The organism is Pseudomonas sp. PDM10 (assembly GCF_014852295.1).
Lineage (GTDB): Bacteria > Pseudomonadota > Gammaproteobacteria > Pseudomonadales > Pseudomonadaceae > Aquipseudomonas.
This window is the reverse complement of record NZ_JACVBJ010000001.1, coordinates 107,678-123,485: the sequence shown is the minus strand read 5'-3', so window position 1 is coordinate 123,485 and position 15,808 is coordinate 107,678. Positions and strand designations below refer to the sequence as shown.

General features: G+C 60.9%; 14 protein-coding genes. All 14 read right to left on the bottom strand.

Going from position 1 to position 15,808, the window contains the following annotated elements:
- Positions 1 to 5 precede the first annotated feature (5 nt).
- The 14 genes from ftsA to mraZ are packed head-to-tail and all read right to left on the bottom strand — an operon-like array spanning position 6 to position 15,531.
- Positions 6 to 1,265 carry a cell division protein FtsA gene (gene ftsA, locus IB252_RS00600; protein WP_046048247.1) on the bottom strand — a complete coding sequence of 420 codons (1,260 nt, stop codon included), beginning with the start codon at positions 1,263 to 1,265 and terminating at the stop codon, positions 6 to 8.
- 14 nt (positions 1,266 to 1,279) lie between these two features.
- Positions 1,280 to 2,149 (bottom strand): cell division protein FtsQ/DivIB, encoded by an 870-nt coding sequence (locus tag IB252_RS00595; protein WP_056740930.1) that lies wholly within the window; start codon positions 2,147 to 2,149, stop codon positions 1,280 to 1,282.
- A 4-nt stretch (positions 2,150 to 2,153) separates the two neighbouring features.
- Entirely contained in the window at positions 2,154 to 3,122 is a 969-nt protein-coding gene (locus tag IB252_RS00590) for a D-alanine--D-alanine ligase (RefSeq protein ID WP_111451320.1), read from the bottom strand.
- Positions 3,119 to 4,579, bottom strand: coding sequence for a UDP-N-acetylmuramate--L-alanine ligase (gene murC / locus IB252_RS00585; RefSeq protein ID WP_192406240.1), 1,461 nt, complete (start codon positions 4,577 to 4,579; stop codon positions 3,119 to 3,121). The genes IB252_RS00590 and murC overlap by 4 nt, the downstream gene beginning before the upstream one ends.
- Entirely contained in the window at positions 4,572 to 5,642 is a 1,071-nt protein-coding gene (gene murG / locus IB252_RS00580) for an undecaprenyldiphospho-muramoylpentapeptide beta-N-acetylglucosaminyltransferase (protein ID WP_111451318.1), read from the bottom strand. Before murG ends, murC begins: the two co-directional genes overlap by 8 nt.
- Complete coding sequence (ftsW, locus tag IB252_RS00575; protein WP_111451317.1) at positions 5,632 to 6,849, bottom strand: putative lipid II flippase FtsW; 1,218 nt, start codon at positions 6,847 to 6,849, stop codon at positions 5,632 to 5,634. The genes murG and ftsW overlap by 11 nt, the downstream gene beginning before the upstream one ends.
- The gene (gene murD / locus IB252_RS00570) at positions 6,846 to 8,192 is read right to left on the bottom strand and encodes a UDP-N-acetylmuramoyl-L-alanine--D-glutamate ligase (protein WP_111451316.1); all 1,347 of its coding nucleotides are present in this window, start codon (positions 8,190 to 8,192) and stop codon (positions 6,846 to 6,848) included. Before murD ends, ftsW begins: the two co-directional genes overlap by 4 nt.
- A 5-nt stretch (positions 8,193 to 8,197) precedes the next feature.
- Positions 8,198 to 9,280 carry a phospho-N-acetylmuramoyl-pentapeptide-transferase gene (gene mraY / locus IB252_RS00565; protein WP_046026697.1) on the bottom strand — a complete coding sequence of 361 codons (1,083 nt, stop codon included), beginning with the start codon at positions 9,278 to 9,280 and terminating at the stop codon, positions 8,198 to 8,200.
- Positions 9,280 to 10,647, bottom strand: a complete 1,368-nt coding sequence (locus tag IB252_RS00560; protein ID WP_192406238.1) for a UDP-N-acetylmuramoyl-tripeptide--D-alanyl-D-alanine ligase — start codon at positions 10,645 to 10,647, stop codon at positions 9,280 to 9,282. Before IB252_RS00560 ends, mraY begins: the two co-directional genes overlap by 1 nt.
- Entirely contained in the window at positions 10,640 to 12,103 is a 1,464-nt protein-coding gene (locus tag IB252_RS00555) for a UDP-N-acetylmuramoyl-L-alanyl-D-glutamate--2,6-diaminopimelate ligase (protein WP_192406237.1), read from the bottom strand. The genes IB252_RS00560 and IB252_RS00555 overlap by 8 nt, the downstream gene beginning before the upstream one ends.
- Positions 12,103 to 13,842, bottom strand: coding sequence for a peptidoglycan D,D-transpeptidase FtsI family protein (locus IB252_RS00550; protein ID WP_192407547.1), 1,740 nt, complete (start codon positions 13,840 to 13,842; stop codon positions 12,103 to 12,105). Before IB252_RS00550 ends, IB252_RS00555 begins: the two co-directional genes overlap by 1 nt.
- Positions 13,842 to 14,135, bottom strand: a complete 294-nt coding sequence (ftsL, locus tag IB252_RS00545) for a cell division protein FtsL (RefSeq protein WP_033053422.1) — start codon at positions 14,133 to 14,135, stop codon at positions 13,842 to 13,844. The genes IB252_RS00550 and ftsL overlap by 1 nt, the downstream gene beginning before the upstream one ends.
- Complete coding sequence (gene rsmH, locus IB252_RS00540) at positions 14,132 to 15,079, bottom strand: 16S rRNA (cytosine(1402)-N(4))-methyltransferase RsmH (RefSeq protein WP_074880092.1); 948 nt, start codon at positions 15,077 to 15,079, stop codon at positions 14,132 to 14,134. Before rsmH ends, ftsL begins: the two co-directional genes overlap by 4 nt.
- Complete coding sequence (gene mraZ, locus IB252_RS00535; protein WP_008147486.1) at positions 15,076 to 15,531, bottom strand: division/cell wall cluster transcriptional repressor MraZ; 456 nt, start codon at positions 15,529 to 15,531, stop codon at positions 15,076 to 15,078. The genes rsmH and mraZ overlap by 4 nt, the downstream gene beginning before the upstream one ends.
- Positions 15,532 to 15,808: the final 277 nt, after the last annotated feature.

Here is a 15,808-nt window from a genome sequence, read left to right as displayed (position 1 = left end):
CTTCGTTAGAAGTTGCCTTGTACCCAGCTCTTGATGCGATCGAGCAAGGCGGCTTTCGGTTCTTCATTGCTGTAGCTGTCGCGGCTGCTGATGCCCGAGAAGGAAATCCCGTCGGACTGCTTCTGCAGGCCGTACATCAACAGGCCAACGCCAGTGGAATAAATCGGGTTGCGGACCACGTCGTCCAGGCCCTTGACGCCATGCGGCACGCCCAGGCGCACCGGCATGTGGAAGATTTCCTCGGCCAGTTCGACTGCGCCTTCCATCTTCGACGTACCACCGGTCAGCACGATGCCGGCCGGGATCAGGTCTTCGTAGCCACTGCGACGCAGTTCGGCCTGGATCAGCGTGAACAGCTCGTCGTAACGCGGCTCGACCACTTCGGCCAGGGCCTGACGGGACAGCTCGCGCGGTGGACGGTCGCCAACGCTTGGAACCTTGATGGTTTCACCGGCACCGGCCAGTTTGGCCAGGGCGCAGGCGTAGCGAATCTTGATTTCTTCGGCGTACTGGGTCGGGGTGCGCAACGCCATGGCGATATCGTTGGTTACCTGGTCGCCCGCAATCGGGATGACCGCGGTGTGACGGATCGCACCTTCGGTGAAGATCGCGATGTCAGTGGTGCCGCCACCGATGTCCACCAGGCACACGCCCAGTTCTTTCTCGTCGTCGGTCAGGACCGAGTAAGCCGAAGCCAGTTGCTCGAGAATGATGTCGTCGATTTCCAGGCCGCAGCGACGCACGCATTTTTCAATGTTCTGTGCGGCATTGACGGCGCAGGTGACCACGTGAACCTTGGCTTCCAGACGTACGCCCGACATGCCCAGAGGCTCACGAACACCTTCCTGGTTATCGATCACGTAATCCTGCGGCAGGGTGTGCAGCACGCGCTGGTCAGCCGGGATCGCTACAGCCTGGGCGGCGTCGAGCACGCGCTCAAGGTCGGCGGCGCTGACTTCGCGATCACGAATCGCCACGATGCCGTGGGAGTTCAGGCTGCGGATATGATTGCCCGCCACGCCGACGAACGCCGAGTGAATGCGGCAACCAGCCATCAGCTGCGCCTCTTCGATCGCGCGCTGGATCGATTGCACGGTGGACTCGATGTTCACCACCACGCCTTTCTTCAGGCCACGGGACGGATGGGTACCGATCCCGACGATTTCCAGCGTGCCGTCGTCCGAGACCTCGCCGACCAGCGCCACCACTTTGGAGGTGCCGATATCGAGACCGACGATCATTTTGCCGCTTTGCACGTTTGCCATGGTCCTGCCTCTTCTTAATTCTTCGCGACAGCGGGTTGGGCTGTCGTGGGCGCTACAGGTTCCCGCCAGCCAACAGCGAGGCCGTTGGCGTAGCGCAGATCGATGCGCGCAATGTTCGTAATCTGTTCTTTAAGCGTCTTGTCATAGATGGCAATGAAGCGGCGCATCTTTTCCAGCAGGTTGCCGCGTCCCAGCAACAGTTCGATTCCCGGACCCGCGCTGCCGGCGCCGGTGGTCAGGAACCAGCTACCTCGATCACGCAATTCCAGGCGTGCAATCGAGAAGCCCAACGGCCTGAGCATCTGGCTCAGCACCTGGTATTGCTGCATCACTTGCTGTTGGGCCCGTTGTGGGCCAAACAGCTGTGGCAAGTGTTCGTAGTTCGCCAGCTCACGCGGGGTGAACGCCTGGCCCTGGTTGTTCAACAGCGATTCATCGCCCCAACGGGCCACCGGCAGTTGTTCTTCCAGGCGGATCACCACTTGATCCGGCCACACCCGACGCACTTCGGCGTGGGCAATCCATGGCATCGTTTCAAGCTCGGTGCGCATGCTCTCCAGGTCGATGGTGAAGAAGCTCGACGCCACGTACGGGGCGATCCGCTGCTGCACCGCTTGCTGGCTGATGTAACTCAAGTCGCCCTGCACGTTGATCTTGGTGATCGGCCGGTCGGCGTACGGCAGCAATCGCTGTGCGCCTTCGTAAGTACCGAAACCCAGTGCGACCAACAGCACGGGCCAGAACAGGCTTTTCAGAAAACCAAAATTGGCTTTCGGCAGGCGCGCAGACATCGGCTCTTTGGCCACCATTCGGCTGGCACCCCGCGGTACCGGCTTGCGGCCGGGTGGTGCGGAGGGCTGATGTCTCAGCTGTGCGCCTTGCATGGTCTTAACCTCGCGGCTCGTTGTTGCCGGCAATGCTGGCGGCCAAAATCGCCAGAACCAGTTGCTGGAAATCCAGACCGGCAGCACGAGCCGCCATCGGCACCAGACTGTGATCGGTCATGCCCGGTGCGGTATTGACTTCCAGGAACCAGAACTGCCCGTCGGCGTCCTGCATCACGTCAGCCCTGCCCCAACCGGCGATACCCAGCGCCTCACAGGCTTTCGCCGTGAGGTCCATCAGTTCTTTTTCTTTGTTGCTGTCCAGGCCACACGGAATCCGGTACTGGGTATCGGAAGCCACGTACTTGGCGTCGTAGTCGTAGAAGCTGTGCGTCGTGCCCAGGGCAATCGGTGGCAACACCTGGTCACGCAGGGTGGCGATGGTGAACTCCGGACCTTGAATCCATTGCTCGACCAACACTTGCGAATCGTAGGTACTGGCCGCTTTCCACGCGTCGATCAACTCCGACGCGGAACTCACTTTGGCCATCCCGATACTTGAACCTTCATGGGCCGGTTTGACGATCAAAGGGAAGCCCAGTTCCGTCGCCGCCGAAATACAATCGGCCTCAGAACTCAGTACGGCATGGCGTGGCGTCGGAATACCCAGGCTGTGCCAGACCTGTTTGGTCCGCAGCTTGTCCATGGCCAGCGCGGAAGCAAGAATGCCGCTGCCGGTGTACGGAATACCCAGGCATTCCAACAGGCCCTGCATGCTGCCGTCTTCACCGCCACGACCGTGGAGAATGATGAAGGCGCGATCGATTTTTTCGTTCAGCAGACGCTGCAAGAGATCATCGCCCACGTCGAGACCAAACGCGTCCACACCGGCGCTTAGCAGCGCGTCGAGAACCGCGTTACCCGACTTCAGGGAAACCTCACGCTCGGCACTCTTGCCGCCGAAGAGCACGGCGACGCGGCCGAAATCTTTCGGCGCAACAGTGGAGACGAGGTTGGCGTAAGCAGCAGTCATTTCAACTTCCCCACAGTCGGCGCAGCAACGGCGCCTGCGAACAACGGACTTTTCAACAGTTTCGGTGCAAGACCACCGATGTCACCGGCGCCCTGACACAGCAGGATGTCGCCAGCACGCAGCAGCGGCTTGACCACCGGCGCGAGGTCAACACCGCGCTCGATGTAGATCGGGTCGAGCTGACCGCGCTGACGGATGCTGTTGCACAGCTTGCGGCTGTCTGCACCCGGGATCGGTTCTTCACCGGCCGGGTAGACTTCCATCAGCAGCAGGACGTTGGCGTCGGCCAATACATTGACGAAATCGTCGTATAGGTCACGGGTGCGGCTGTAACGGTGCGGCTGGTAGACCATCACCAGACGGCGCTCCGGCCAGCCACCGCGCACGGCTTTGATAACTGCGGCGACTTCGGTCGGGTGGTGACCGTAGTCGTCGACCAGCATCACGCTGCCACCGTCTACCGGCAGTTCGCCGTAGACCTGGAAGCGTCGACCGACACCCTGGAACCCGGACAGGCCCTGGACGATGGCTTCATCGCTGACGCCTTCATCGGTGGCGATGCAGATGGTTGCCAGTGCGTTCAACACGTTGTGGTTGCCCGGCATGTTCACCGAGACATCCAGCGGATCGCGATCAGGACGCAGCACGGTAAAGAAGGTCTGCATGCCCTGCTGACGCACATTGATCGCGCGCACGTCGCAGTCGTCACCGAAGCCATAAGTGACGGTCGGACGTTTCACCAACGGCAGGATTTCACGCACCACCGGATCGTCCAGGCACACCACCGCCAGACCGTAGAACGGCAGGTTGTGGAGGAACTCGACGAAGGTTTTCTTCAGTTTGTTGAAGTCACCGTCGTAGGTCGCCATGTGGTCGGCGTCGATGTTGGTGACCACGGCCACCAGCGGCTGCAAGTGCAGGAAGCTGGCGTCGCTTTCGTCAGCTTCAGCGATCAGGTAACGGCTGGTGCCAAGCTGGGCATTGGTGCCCGCGGCATTCAGACGGCCACCGATCACGAATGTCGGGTCCAGGCCACCGGCGGCAAACACCGAAGCGATCAGGCTGGTGGTGGTGGTTTTGCCGTGCGTGCCGGCGACGGCGATGCCGTGACGGTAGCGCATCAGCTCAGCCAGCATTTCAGCGCGAGGCACCACCGGTATGCGGCGCTCCATGGCCGTGGCGACTTCCGGGTTGGACGTGTTCACGGCACTGGAGGTGACCAGCACATCGGCGTTCGCAGCGTTCTCGGCGCGGTGGCCGATAAAGATCTGGGCACCGAAGGACTCGAGACGCTCGGTCACCGGCGACGCTTTCAGGTCGGAACCGGACACTTCATAGCCCAGGTTCAACAACACTTCGGCAATGCCGCACATGCCCACGCCGCCGATCCCGACGAAGTGGATGCGACGGATGCGGCGCATTTCCGGTTGCGGCATGGCTTTCTGATTCTCAACCATGGGCCACCTCCAGGCAGGTATCGACCACGTTACGGGTTGCATCGGGTTTGGCCAGGCGGCGTGCCGCGGTGGCCATGGCGGTGAGTCGTTGTGGTTGCATCAGGACCTCTGTCAGGCGTGCGGCAAGATCCGCTGCGCCAGTCGTTCTTTGCGGCATCAGGAAGGCAGCGCCTTCACGGGCCAAATAATCGGCGTTGCGGGTCTGGTGATCGTCGATCGCGTGGGGCAAAGGCACCAGCATCGAGGGCAGACCGGCGGCGGCCAGTTCACTGATGGTCAACGCGCCTGCGCGGCACACCACCAGGTCGGCCCAGCCATAGGCTTGGGCCATGTCTTTGATGAAAGGCTGCACTTGCGCCTCGACGCCAGCCGCGCGATAGCGCTCTGCAGTCACTTCATCGTGGTTTTTGCCGGCCTGATGAAACACTTCCGGGCGCAGGTCGGGGGCGACTTGCGACAGGGCTTCAGGCAGCAACTTGTTCAACGGTTCTGCGCCCAGGCTTCCACCCAGGATCAGCAAACGCGCCTTGCGACCGGCCAGAGCCTGTCGCGGTGTTTCGAGGAACAGCTCGGTGCGCACCGGGTTACCGGTGGTCCGACGGCTGCCCGACAGGGTAAAGGTGTCGGGGAACGCTTCACAGACTCGGGCGGCCAACGGCACCAGCAACCGATTGGCGGTACCGGCCACGGCGTTCTGCTCGTGAACGATCACCGGCACGCCAGCCAGTTTGGCGGCAACCCCACCAGGACCGGTCACAAAACCACCAAAGCCGACGACACACACCGGCCGCAGCTGACGAATGATCGCCCGCGCCTGCCAGATCGACTTGAGCAACATGAACGGCGCCTTGAGCAGGGACAATTTGCCCTTGCCACGCAATCCGCTGGCATTGATCCGATGCAGTTCGATGCCGGCCACCGGAACCAGATCGTTCTCGATGCCGCGCGGTGTCCCGAGCCAATGCACGGTGTAACCACGGGCCTGGAATTCGCGAGCACACGCCAGCGCCGGGAACACGTGGCCACCGGTGCCGCCCGCCATGATCAATACGTTAGCGCCCATGGGTCGGCTCCTCGGCGAAGTCGCTCTCATGGAATTCCATCTCTTCGCTGCCCAAGTGGGTTCGACTTTCCCATTCAATGCGCAGCAACAAGCCAAGACAGGCACAGCAGATCACCAACGAGCTACCGCCGTAACTGAGGAACGGCAGGGTCAGACCTTTGGTTGGCAGCAGACCGACGTTCACCCCGATGTTGATCAGGAACTGACCAATCCACAGGAACGACAAGCCGTACGCGATGTAGGCGGCGAAAAACTGCTTGGCCTTCTCGGCCCAATAACCGATGTACATGCCACGAATACAGACAAAGACGAACAGCGCTACCGTGCACAAAGAACCGACGGCGCCCAGTTCTTCGGCCAGGACCGAGAACACGAAGTCGGTGTGGGCTTCCGGCAGGTAGAACTGTTTCTGCACGCTGTTGCCCAGGCCAACGCCCAGCCATTCGCCGCGACCAAAAGCGATCAACGCTTGAGACAACTGATAGCCGGCACCGAACTGGTCGGCCCACGGATCCGCAAAGTTGGTCAGGCGCGCCATTCGATACGGCTGCACTTGAATCAGCAACACCACCGCTGCGACCGCCAGGACAACCATCAAGGAAAAACGGAACAGGCCGACCCCGCCAAGGAACAGCATCGCAGCAGCAGCCCCCATCATCACGACGGTGGCACCGAAGTCCGGCTCCATCAGCAACAGACCCGCCATTGGCAGCAGAACGATGAACGGCTTGAAGAAGCCCATCCAGCTTTCACGCACTTCTTTCTGGCGACGCACCAGGTAACCGGCAAGGTAAATAACGACAAATACCTTGGCGATTTCCGACGGCTGAACGTTGAAGAAACTGAAGCCGATCCAGCGCATCGAACCGTTCACTTCACGGCCGATCCCCGGGATGATCACCATCACCAGCAAACCGAACGCACCAATCAGCATCAGCCAGCCCAGGCGTTGCCAGGTGGCGATCGGAATCATCATGGTGACGACGCAGGCACCCAGGCCCAGCACGATGTAGATAAGGTGGCGGATCATGTAGTACAGGGCGCTGCCCGACTGCACAGCCGCCACTTCGGTCGAGGCCGATGCAATCATGACCAGCCCGAGGCCGATCAATGCCAGGCAGCCGGCGAGCATCGGGAAGTCGAGGTCGATGCCGCGCCCGGTGATGATCGGCGACGGGTACGGCTTGATGATGTTTCTCAGGCTCATACCAGATCCTCCACAGCGCGGACGAACTGGTGACCACGGTCTTCGTAATTCTTGAACATGTCGAAACTGGCGCAGGCCGGCGACAGCAGCACAGCGTCGCCCGTCTCTGCGATGGCGCGGCATTGCTCGACCGCTTCGATCAGCGAGTTGACGCGAATCAGTGGCACGGCATCGCCGATGGCCTGAGCGATCAGCTCGGCGTCACGGCCCATCAGCACCACGGCGCGGCAGTTGGCCGCCACCGGATCACGCAAGTCCTTGAACTCGGCCCCCTTGCCGTCGCCACCGGCGATCAGCACGAGTTTGCCGTCAATGTCCGCGCCCAGGCCTTCGATGGCAGCCAGTGCGGCGCCGACGTTGGTGGCTTTGGAATCGTTGTAGTAGCTCACGCCATTCAAGTCACGGACCCACTGGCAGCGATGCTCAAGCCCGGCGAAGGTGCGCAGGCTCGACAGCATGGCGTCGAACGGCAGACCGACGGCGTGGCCCAGGGCCAATGCCGCCAGGGCATTGGACTGGTTGTGGGCACCGCGAATTTTCAACTCGCGCACCGGCATCAGGTTCTGGAATTCGAAGGCCAGGTACTTCTCGCCGTCTTCTTCGCGGATACCGAATGCCTTGAAATCAGGTTTGCTCAAACCGAAGGTCCAACATGGCTGACCTTCGCCAATCAGCGGACGGCTCAGGGCATCCTGGCGGTTGACCACAAACTGCTTGGCACCCCGGAAGATCCGGTGCTTGGCCAGGTGATAAGCCGGCAGACCGCTGTAGCGGTCCATGTGGTCTTCGCTGACGTTGAGCACGGTCGCCACTTCGGCGTTGAGTTGATCGGTGGTTTCGAGCTGGAAGCTCGACAGTTCCATCACGTACAGCTCGACGTCGTCGCTGAGCAGGTCCAGTGCCGGCGTACCGAGGTTGCCGCCAACGGCGACTCGCTTGCCGGCCGCCGCAGCCATCTCGCCGACCAGTGTAGTGACGGTGCTTTTTGCGTTGGAACCACTGATGGCGACGATCGGCGCCTTCGCGTTACGTGCGAACAGCTCGATGTCACCGGACAATTTCACGCCACGGGCGGCGGCAGCCTGCAGGGCCGGGGTCGCCAGCGCCAGGCCGGGGCTCACGTAGAGCTCGTCGGCGCGGCACAGGAATTCGACGTCCAGCTCGCCACAACGCACTTCCACGTGCGGATAGTCACGCTTGAGCGTGGCCAGTTCCGGTGGATTTTCCCGCGTGTCGGCGACAGCAAACGACGTGCCCCGGTTCGCCAGGAAGCGAACCAGAGACATGCCGCTCTTGCCGAGGCCGACAACGATGCGGAAGTGGTCAGAAGCGATCAGAGACACTCGTTCTACCTCAGCTTCAGGGTGGCAAGGCCAACCAGCACGAGAATCACGGTGATGATCCAGAAACGGACGATCACGCGTGGCTCGGGCCAGCCCTTGAGTTCAAAGTGGTGGTGAATCGGTGCCATGCGGAACACACGGCGACCGGTGAGCTTAAAGGACGCCACCTGAATGACGACTGACAGGGTCTCCATCACGAACACGCCGCCCATGATGAACAGGACGATTTCCTGACGGACGATCACCGCGATGGTGCCCAGTGCAGCGCCCAGCGCCAGTGCGCCGACGTCGCCCATGAACACCTGAGCCGGATACGTGTTGAACCAGAGGAACCCGAGGCCCGCACCGATCAAGGCGCCGCAGAACACAATCAACTCGCCTGCGCCCGGTACATACGGGATCAGCAGGTATTCAGCGAATTTCACGTTACCCGACAGGTAGCAGAAGATCCCCAACCCGCCGCCAACCATTACGGTGGGCATGATCGCCAGACCGTCGAGGCCGTCGGTCAGGTTGACCGCGTTGCTCGAGCCAACGATCACGAAGTAAGTCAGGACGATGAAGCCCGCGCCCAGAGGAATGCTGTAGTCCTTGAGCATCGGCAGGATGAGGGTGGTTTCTACCGGTGTTGCCGCGGTCATATAAAGGAAGATCGCCGCGCCCAGGCCGAACACCGACTGCCAGAAGTACTTCCAGCGGCTCGGAAGGCCACGGGAGTTCTTCTCGATCACTTTGCGGTAATCGTCGACCCAGCCGATCGCGCCGAACAGCAAAGTCACCAGCAGCACGGTCCAGACATAACGGTTGCTCAGGTCAGCCCACAGCAAAGTACTGACGCCGATGGACGACAGGATCAGCGCGCCGCCCATGGTCGGGGTGCCGGACTTGGACAGGTGCGATTGTGGACCGTCGTTGCGAACGGATTGACCGATCTGACGGTTCTGTAACGTGCGGATCATCCACGGGCCGTAGCACAGCGACAAAACCAACGCGGTCAGCACACCGAGAATCCCGCGCAGGGTCAGGTACTGAAAGACCGCGAAGCCTTTGTAGAACTGTTGCAGATACTCCGCTAGCAGCAGCAGCATTAATGTTTCTCCAGGCTGGTCCCGCACAAAGCGGCGACGATGTTTTCCATCGCGGCGCTGCGCGAGCCCTTGATCAAAATGGTGGTGTTTGTGTCTTGCTCGGCGCCCAGGGCCTTGATCAGTTCAGCCTGAGTGCTGAAGTGAAAGGCCTGTGGACCGAAAGCGTTCACGGCGTGAGCCATCATTGGCCCGACAGCGTAGAGCGCGGAAACCTTGCCACGGGCGTACTCGCCCACATCGCGGTGCCCCTGCTCCGCCCAATCGCCCAACTCGCCGATATCCCCGAGCACCAGAACGGTGCGGCCGGAAAAGCCGGCGAGTATATCAACGGCGGCGCACATGGAGGTGGGGTTCGCGTTATACGTGTCATCGATCACGCGCATGCCATTGCTGGCCAGTTGCGCGACGGTGCGGCCCTTGACCGGTTGCACCGCGCCCAGACCGGTGGCGATGCCGAACAGCGACACGCCCAGCGCATGGGCAGCGGCGGCGGCGGCCAGGGCATTGGCAACGTTATGGGTGCCGAGCAGGTTCAGTTGAACGCGCTCCATACCTTCAGGACTGTGCAGGTTGAACGCCGGGCAACCGCGCGCGTCGCGGTCCAGATCGCTGGCGTAGAAATCGGCACTGACATTGCTCAGGGCGAAGGTCAGCACTTTGCGACCGGCAGCGCGGGTCTTCCAGATGCCGAATGCCTTGTCGTCAAGATTGAGAACGGCGACGCCATCGGCATCCAGCCCTTCAATAATCTCGCCCTTGGCTTCAACAATTTTTTCCGGCCCGCCGAACTCGCCGACGTGGGCGGTCCCGGCGTTGTTGAGCACGGCCACATGAGGCTTGGTCATGCCGACGGTGTAGGCAATTTCACCGAGACGCGAAGCACCCAGTTCGATCACCGCAGCGGTATGTTCCGGTGCGAGTTCGAGCAGGGTCAGCGGAACGCCGAGGTCATTGTTCAGATTGCCGCGGGTCGCCAACACCGGACCGCGCGTGCGCAGGATGCTGGCGAGCATTTCCTTGACCGTGGTCTTGCCGCTGGAACCGGTGATCGCGGCGACAGGATGGGTGTAAGCCGCACGATTCAACGCGCCGAGTTGCCCCAGTGCCTGACGCGTATCTTTGACCAGCAATTGCGGCAGTGCGCTGTCGGCGACTTCGCGCTCGACCAACGCTGCTACGGCGCCTTTTGCCGCTACGTCATTGAGATAGTCGTGACCATCGAAACGCGGGCCGGTCAGGGCAATAAAGAGTTGGCCTGGCTTGATCGCGCGGCTGTCGATGCTGACGCCGTCGAAGCTGGCATCGGCAGTGACCAGGCGGGCATTCAGCGCGCCGGTCAGTTCGCTCAGTTTCAAGGCTTTAAGCATGGGCCACCTCCCACGTGGTCAAGGCGTGATCGGCCTCGACCAGATCGGAGAAAGCGTGGCGCTGGCCGTTGATTTCCTGATAGTCCTCGTGACCTTTACCGGCCAGGACAATCACGTCATCCGCCGAAGCGCTGGCGATCAATTGGGCAATCGCCTGGCCACGGCCAGCGACGAAGGTGACTTTATCCACAACGGTAAAACCGGCGCGGATGTCGTCGAAGATCACGGCCGGGTCTTCGGTGCGCGGGTTGTCATCGGTCACCAGCACGCCGTCAGCCAGACGCTCGACCACTTCAGCCATGAGCGGACGCTTGCCGCGATCGCGATCACCACCGCAACCGAACAGGCACAGCAAACGGCCTTTGGCGTGAGGACGCAGGGCCATCAAGACTTTTTCCAGCGCATCCGGAGTGTGGGCGTAATCGACCACGACCAGCGGCTGAGTACCGCCGCCGAGGCGCTGCATGCGTCCGGCCGGGCCTTCGAGTTTCGGCAGCACGTTGAGGATTTCGTCCAGCGCGTAGTCCAGGCCCAGCAAGGCGCCGACCGCGGCCAGCACGTTGCTCAGGTTGAAACGACCGAGCAAGGTGCTGCGCAAGTGATGCTCGCCCTGCGGCGTGACCAGCGTGGCGCGCACGCCTTCGTCATCGAACTGCGCTTCACGGCAATAAAGGTAGGCACTGGAGTCTTCCAGGCTGTAGGTGATCAGGCGCGACTCGAGTTTGTCCGCAGCCAGTTGGCGGCCGAATTCGTCGTCGAGGTTAACCACCCGGCACTTCAAATCATTCCAGGCAAACAGTTTGGCCTTGGCTTCGCCGTAGGCTTGCATGGTGCCGTGGTAATCGAGGTGATCGCGGGACAGGTTGGTCATCACCGCCACATCGAACGCCAGTGCGGTCACGCGCCCCTGATCCAGACCATGGGAAGAAACTTCCATGGCGACGGCTTTGGCACCGGCCTTTTTCAGGTCGGCGAGGGTTGCCTGCACGGCAATCGGGTTCGGCGTGGTGTGCAAGCCGCTTTCGAGCGCACCGTAAAAACCGGTGCCCAGCGTGCCGACGATGCCGCAGTGCTGGCCGAGCAAATCCAAGGCTTGCGCAACCAACTGCGTCACGCTGGTTTTGCCGTTGGTGCCGGTCACGCCGATCAGGTTCAGGTGGCGACTAGGGTCACCGTAAAAACGCCCGGCGATGTCCGACAGCTGCGCCGCCAGGCCTTTGACCGGAATCAGCGGAACATCGGTAATCGGCAATACGGTCGCGCCTTCGACTTCATACGCCACAGCGGCAGCGCCGCGTTGCAGGGCGTCGGCGATGTGCGCGCGTCCGTCGAACTTGCCGCCAGGGACGGCGAGAAACAGATCGCCAGCCCGCACGTTGCGGCTGTCCAGGGTCAGTTCGCGGATCAACAGATCGCGGCCGGCGTGGGCGAAAATCTTGTTCAGACTCAGAGACATCAGCCTCGCCCTCCATTGGCTTTCAGCGGAACGACCGGTGCTGCGTTCGCTTGTTGAGTAGGTGGCAGGTTATCCGGGGTGATGTTCATCAGGCGCAAGGTCCCGGACATCACTTTGCTGAACACCGGGGCCGATACCAGACCACCGAAGTAACCGGCCTTGGTCGGCTCATCGATCACCACCACGATGGCGTAGCGCGGATCGTTCATCGGGCCGAAGCCGGCGAACAGCGAACGGTAGGAATTCTCGGCGTAGCCTTTGGTGCCGACCGACGTTTTACGTGCGGTACCTGACTTGCCGCCCACGTGATACGCCGGCACTTGCGCACGGAATACACCGCGCGGAGCTTCGATCACTTGTTGCAGCATGGTTTGCATGGTCTTCGCGACAGCTTCCGGCAATACCTGCGTGGTTTGCGGCGCCTTGTCCGTTTTGATCAGGGTCAGCGGTGCGAGGCGACCGTTGTTGGCCAGGGCCGAGAAGGCGTGGACCAACTGGATCGCGGTCACGGAAATACCGTAGCCGTAGGACAGCGTGGCAGTTTCAGCCTTGCGCCATTCGCGGTAGTTCGGCAGGTTGCCGACGCGCTCGCCCGGGAAGCCCAGGCCGGTGTCCTGGCCGAGGCCGACTTTTTGCGCCAGACGGAAAATCGTTTCGCCGCCGATATCGAAGGCGACCTTACTCATGCCGACGTTACTGGAGTTGATCAGGATGCCAGTCAGGTCGAGCACCGGGCCTTCGGATTTGGAGACGTCCTTGATGGTGTATTTACCAATCTGCAAGGTGCCCGGATACACCTCAACGGTATCGGTCGGCTTCCAGCGCCCGGTTTCAATGGCGGCGCTCATGGAAATCGCTTTCATGGTCGAACCCGGTTCGAACACGTCGATCATGGCGCGGTTACGCATCATCGCCGGTTGCAGGTTGCGACGGTTGTTCGGGTTGTAGGTCGGCTGGTTGACCATGGCGAGGATCTCGCCGCTCTTCACGTCCATGATCACCAGGCTGCCGGCCTTGGCGCCGTTCTCGATGATCGCGTTACGCAGTTCACGGTTGGCCAGGTATTGCAGACGCAGGTCAATGGACAACGCCAAGGGCTTTCCGGCCTTGGCGTTTTTGGTGACCTGAACATCCTTGATAAGTCGGCCACGCCGATCCTTGATCACCTGCCGCTTGCCAGGGACCCCAGCCAGCCATTCGTCGTAGGCCAGCTCGACGCCTTCACGACCGTGATCATCGATGTCGGTAAAACCGACCATATGGGCAGTGACTTCACCGGCCGGGTAGAAACGACGGAATTCTTCGATGCCATAAACGCCCGGCACTTTCAGGTCGAGCACGGACTGGCCCTGCTCGGGGGTCAGCCCGCGCACCAGATAGATGAATTCTTTATTGGCTTGAGCCTCGAGACGTTCGGCCAGGGCTTTCGGGTCCTGCCCCAAGGCTGCCGCCAGTGCAGGCCACTTCTCTTTGGCCGTTTGCATTTCCTTGGCATTGGCCCAAAGGGTGGTGACCGGGGTACTCACAGCCAAAGGCTCGCCGTTACGGTCGGTGATCAGACCACGGTGAGCCGGAATCGGAATATGACGAACGCTGCGCGCATCACCCTGACCTTTAAGAAAGGCACGGTCGACCACCTGCAGATCGATAATGCGCCAGGAAATCGCCGCGACCATGACGCCGAGCAAACCCAGCACCAGGCGGAACCGCCATGGAAAGAGTGCGCCCTCGAGTTTCATCATGGCGCCACCATCTGCACTTCAGCTGCGCCAGGAATGCGCATCTTCAGTTGCTCGGTCGCCAGGACTTCGATACGGCTGTGGGCGGTCCAGGTGCTCTGTTCGAGAATCAAACGGCCCCACTCCGCTTGCGCCTTGTCGCGCACGCTCAACTCGTTGTACAGGGAGTTCAACAGTTGACGGTTCCAGTGGGCGCTATAGGAAACGCCGATGGCCGACACGAGCACGCCAATAAACAGCAGAAACATGAAAAAGCTTCCGCCGGGAAGTGGCTTGGCGAAAAGCTTGCTCACCGCAGCTTCTCCGCGACGCGCATGACGGCGCTACGGGAACGTGGGTTGGCTTTGAGTTCGGCCTCGGAGGCGGACTGCGCTTTGCCATGGATTTTGATTATTGGTTCGAAGGCGACGTGACGTACCGGCAGGTTGCGCGGCAAGTTGTCGGCTTCGCCTTTCACCAGTTTGCGCATGAACAGTTTGACGATGCGGTCTTCCAGCGAATGGAAGCTGATGACCACCAGGCGGCCACCGACTTCCAGGCATTCCAGTGCGGCTTCGAGGCCGGCTTCCAGATCACCCAGCTCGTTGTTGACGTGAATACGCAAGCCCTGGAACGCACGGGTCGCCGGGTTTTTGCCCTTTTCCCATGCAGGGTTGGCGACTTTCAGGACTTCAGCCAGATCGGCAGTGCGCTCGAACGGCTTGATGTCGCGACGCTCGGCCACGGCACGGGCCATCCGGCCGGAGAAACGTTCTTCGCCGTATTGCTTGAACACCCGAGCGATTTCTTCCACCGGGGCGGTGTTGACGAATTCGGCAGCGCTGATCCCGCGGGACGGGTCCATGCGCATATCCAGCGGGCCATCGTTGAGGAAACTGAAGCCGCGTTCAGGGTCGTCAAGCTGCGGCGAAGACACGCCGAGGTCGAGCAAAACGCCGCTGACCTTGCCGGCCAGACCACGCTCGGCGACTTCCGAACCGAGCTCGGCAAAGCTGCGCTGTACAACGACAAAGCGGCCGTCTTCGGCCGCTAGCGTTTGCCCGGTGGCAATCGCTTGAGGATCTTTGTCGAACCCGAGTACCCGACCCTCGGGGCCGAGCTGGCTGAGGATCAACCGGCTGTGTCCGCCGCGCCCGAACGTACCGTCCAGATAGCAGCCATCAGGACGTACCGCGAGAGCCTCCACGGCTTCGTCAAGCAGTACGGTGATGTGGTTAAAGCCGCTATCAATAGTCACAGGATCAAATCACGCAGTTCATCAGGCATGGCGCCCGGTTGTTGAATGGCAGCCAGGTCAGCGGCAGAAACCGCATCCCAGGCATCCTCGTCCCACAATTGGAACTTGTTCAGTTGGCCTACCAACATCGCGCGCTTATCCAACTTGGCATATTCACGAAGACGCGGTGGAACCAGAAAACGACCACTGCCATCGAGCTCGAGGTCGACGGCATTACCAATCAGTAAACGTTGCAGGCGGCGGTTCTCTTCGCGAAGCGAAGGCAGTGCGCGCAGTTTGGTTTCAATAATTTCCCACTCATCGAGGGGGTAAACACACAAACACGGATCAACGGCATCAATTGTGACGATTAACTGACCGGAACTACGCGAAACGAGCTCGTCACGGTACCGGCTCGGCATAGCGAGACGGCCCTTTGCGTCGAGACTGATAGCGTTAGCTCCGCGAAACACGTCAGCGTTTCTCCAAATATTAGCGTTTTGAGCTCAAAAAACCCACTTCATGCCACTTTCCGCCACTTGCGCACACTATAGGAATGCGGCCACCGCACCGTCAAGGCGCGGATTAAAGGAAAAGCCTTACAGAACTGAGATTTAGGAGCGCAAAAGGAGGGGCAGCGAGAATCTGACGTGTCGTTCTGCTCAATAACTTGAATCAGCACTGAAGGCTGCGTTCGAAAGTTAAAGTAATTTGTTAAGAGTAAGATTTTTTCGGTATTAGGAAAGTGCT

Coding starts and splice junctions, on each gene's coding strand:
- murC (WP_192406240.1), bottom strand. CDS start 4,579: ATGGTTGAGAATCAGAAAGCCATGCCGCAACCGGAAATGCGCCGCATC.
- murG (WP_111451318.1), bottom strand. CDS start 5,642: ATGGGCGCTAACGTATTGATCATGGCGGGCGGCACCGGTGGCCACGTG.
- ftsA (WP_046048247.1), bottom strand. CDS start 1,265: ATGGCAAACGTGCAAAGCGGCAAAATGATCGTCGGTCTCGATATCGGC.
- ftsW (WP_111451317.1), bottom strand. CDS start 6,849: ATGAGCCTGAGAAACATCATCAAGCCGTACCCGTCGCCGATCATCACC.
- IB252_RS00555 (WP_192406237.1), bottom strand. CDS start 12,103: ATGTCTCTGAGTCTGAACAAGATTTTCGCCCACGCCGGCCGCGATCTG.
- IB252_RS00560 (WP_192406238.1), bottom strand. CDS start 10,647: ATGCTTAAAGCCTTGAAACTGAGCGAACTGACCGGCGCGCTGAATGCC.
- IB252_RS00595 (WP_056740930.1), bottom strand. CDS start 2,149: ATGCAAGGCGCACAGCTGAGACATCAGCCCTCCGCACCACCCGGCCGC.
- IB252_RS00550 (WP_192407547.1), bottom strand. CDS start 13,842: ATGAAACTCGAGGGCGCACTCTTTCCATGGCGGTTCCGCCTGGTGCTG.
- mraY (WP_046026697.1), bottom strand. CDS start 9,280: ATGCTGCTGCTGCTAGCGGAGTATCTGCAACAGTTCTACAAAGGCTTC.
- IB252_RS00590 (WP_111451320.1), bottom strand. CDS start 3,122: ATGACTGCTGCTTACGCCAACCTCGTCTCCACTGTTGCGCCGAAAGAT.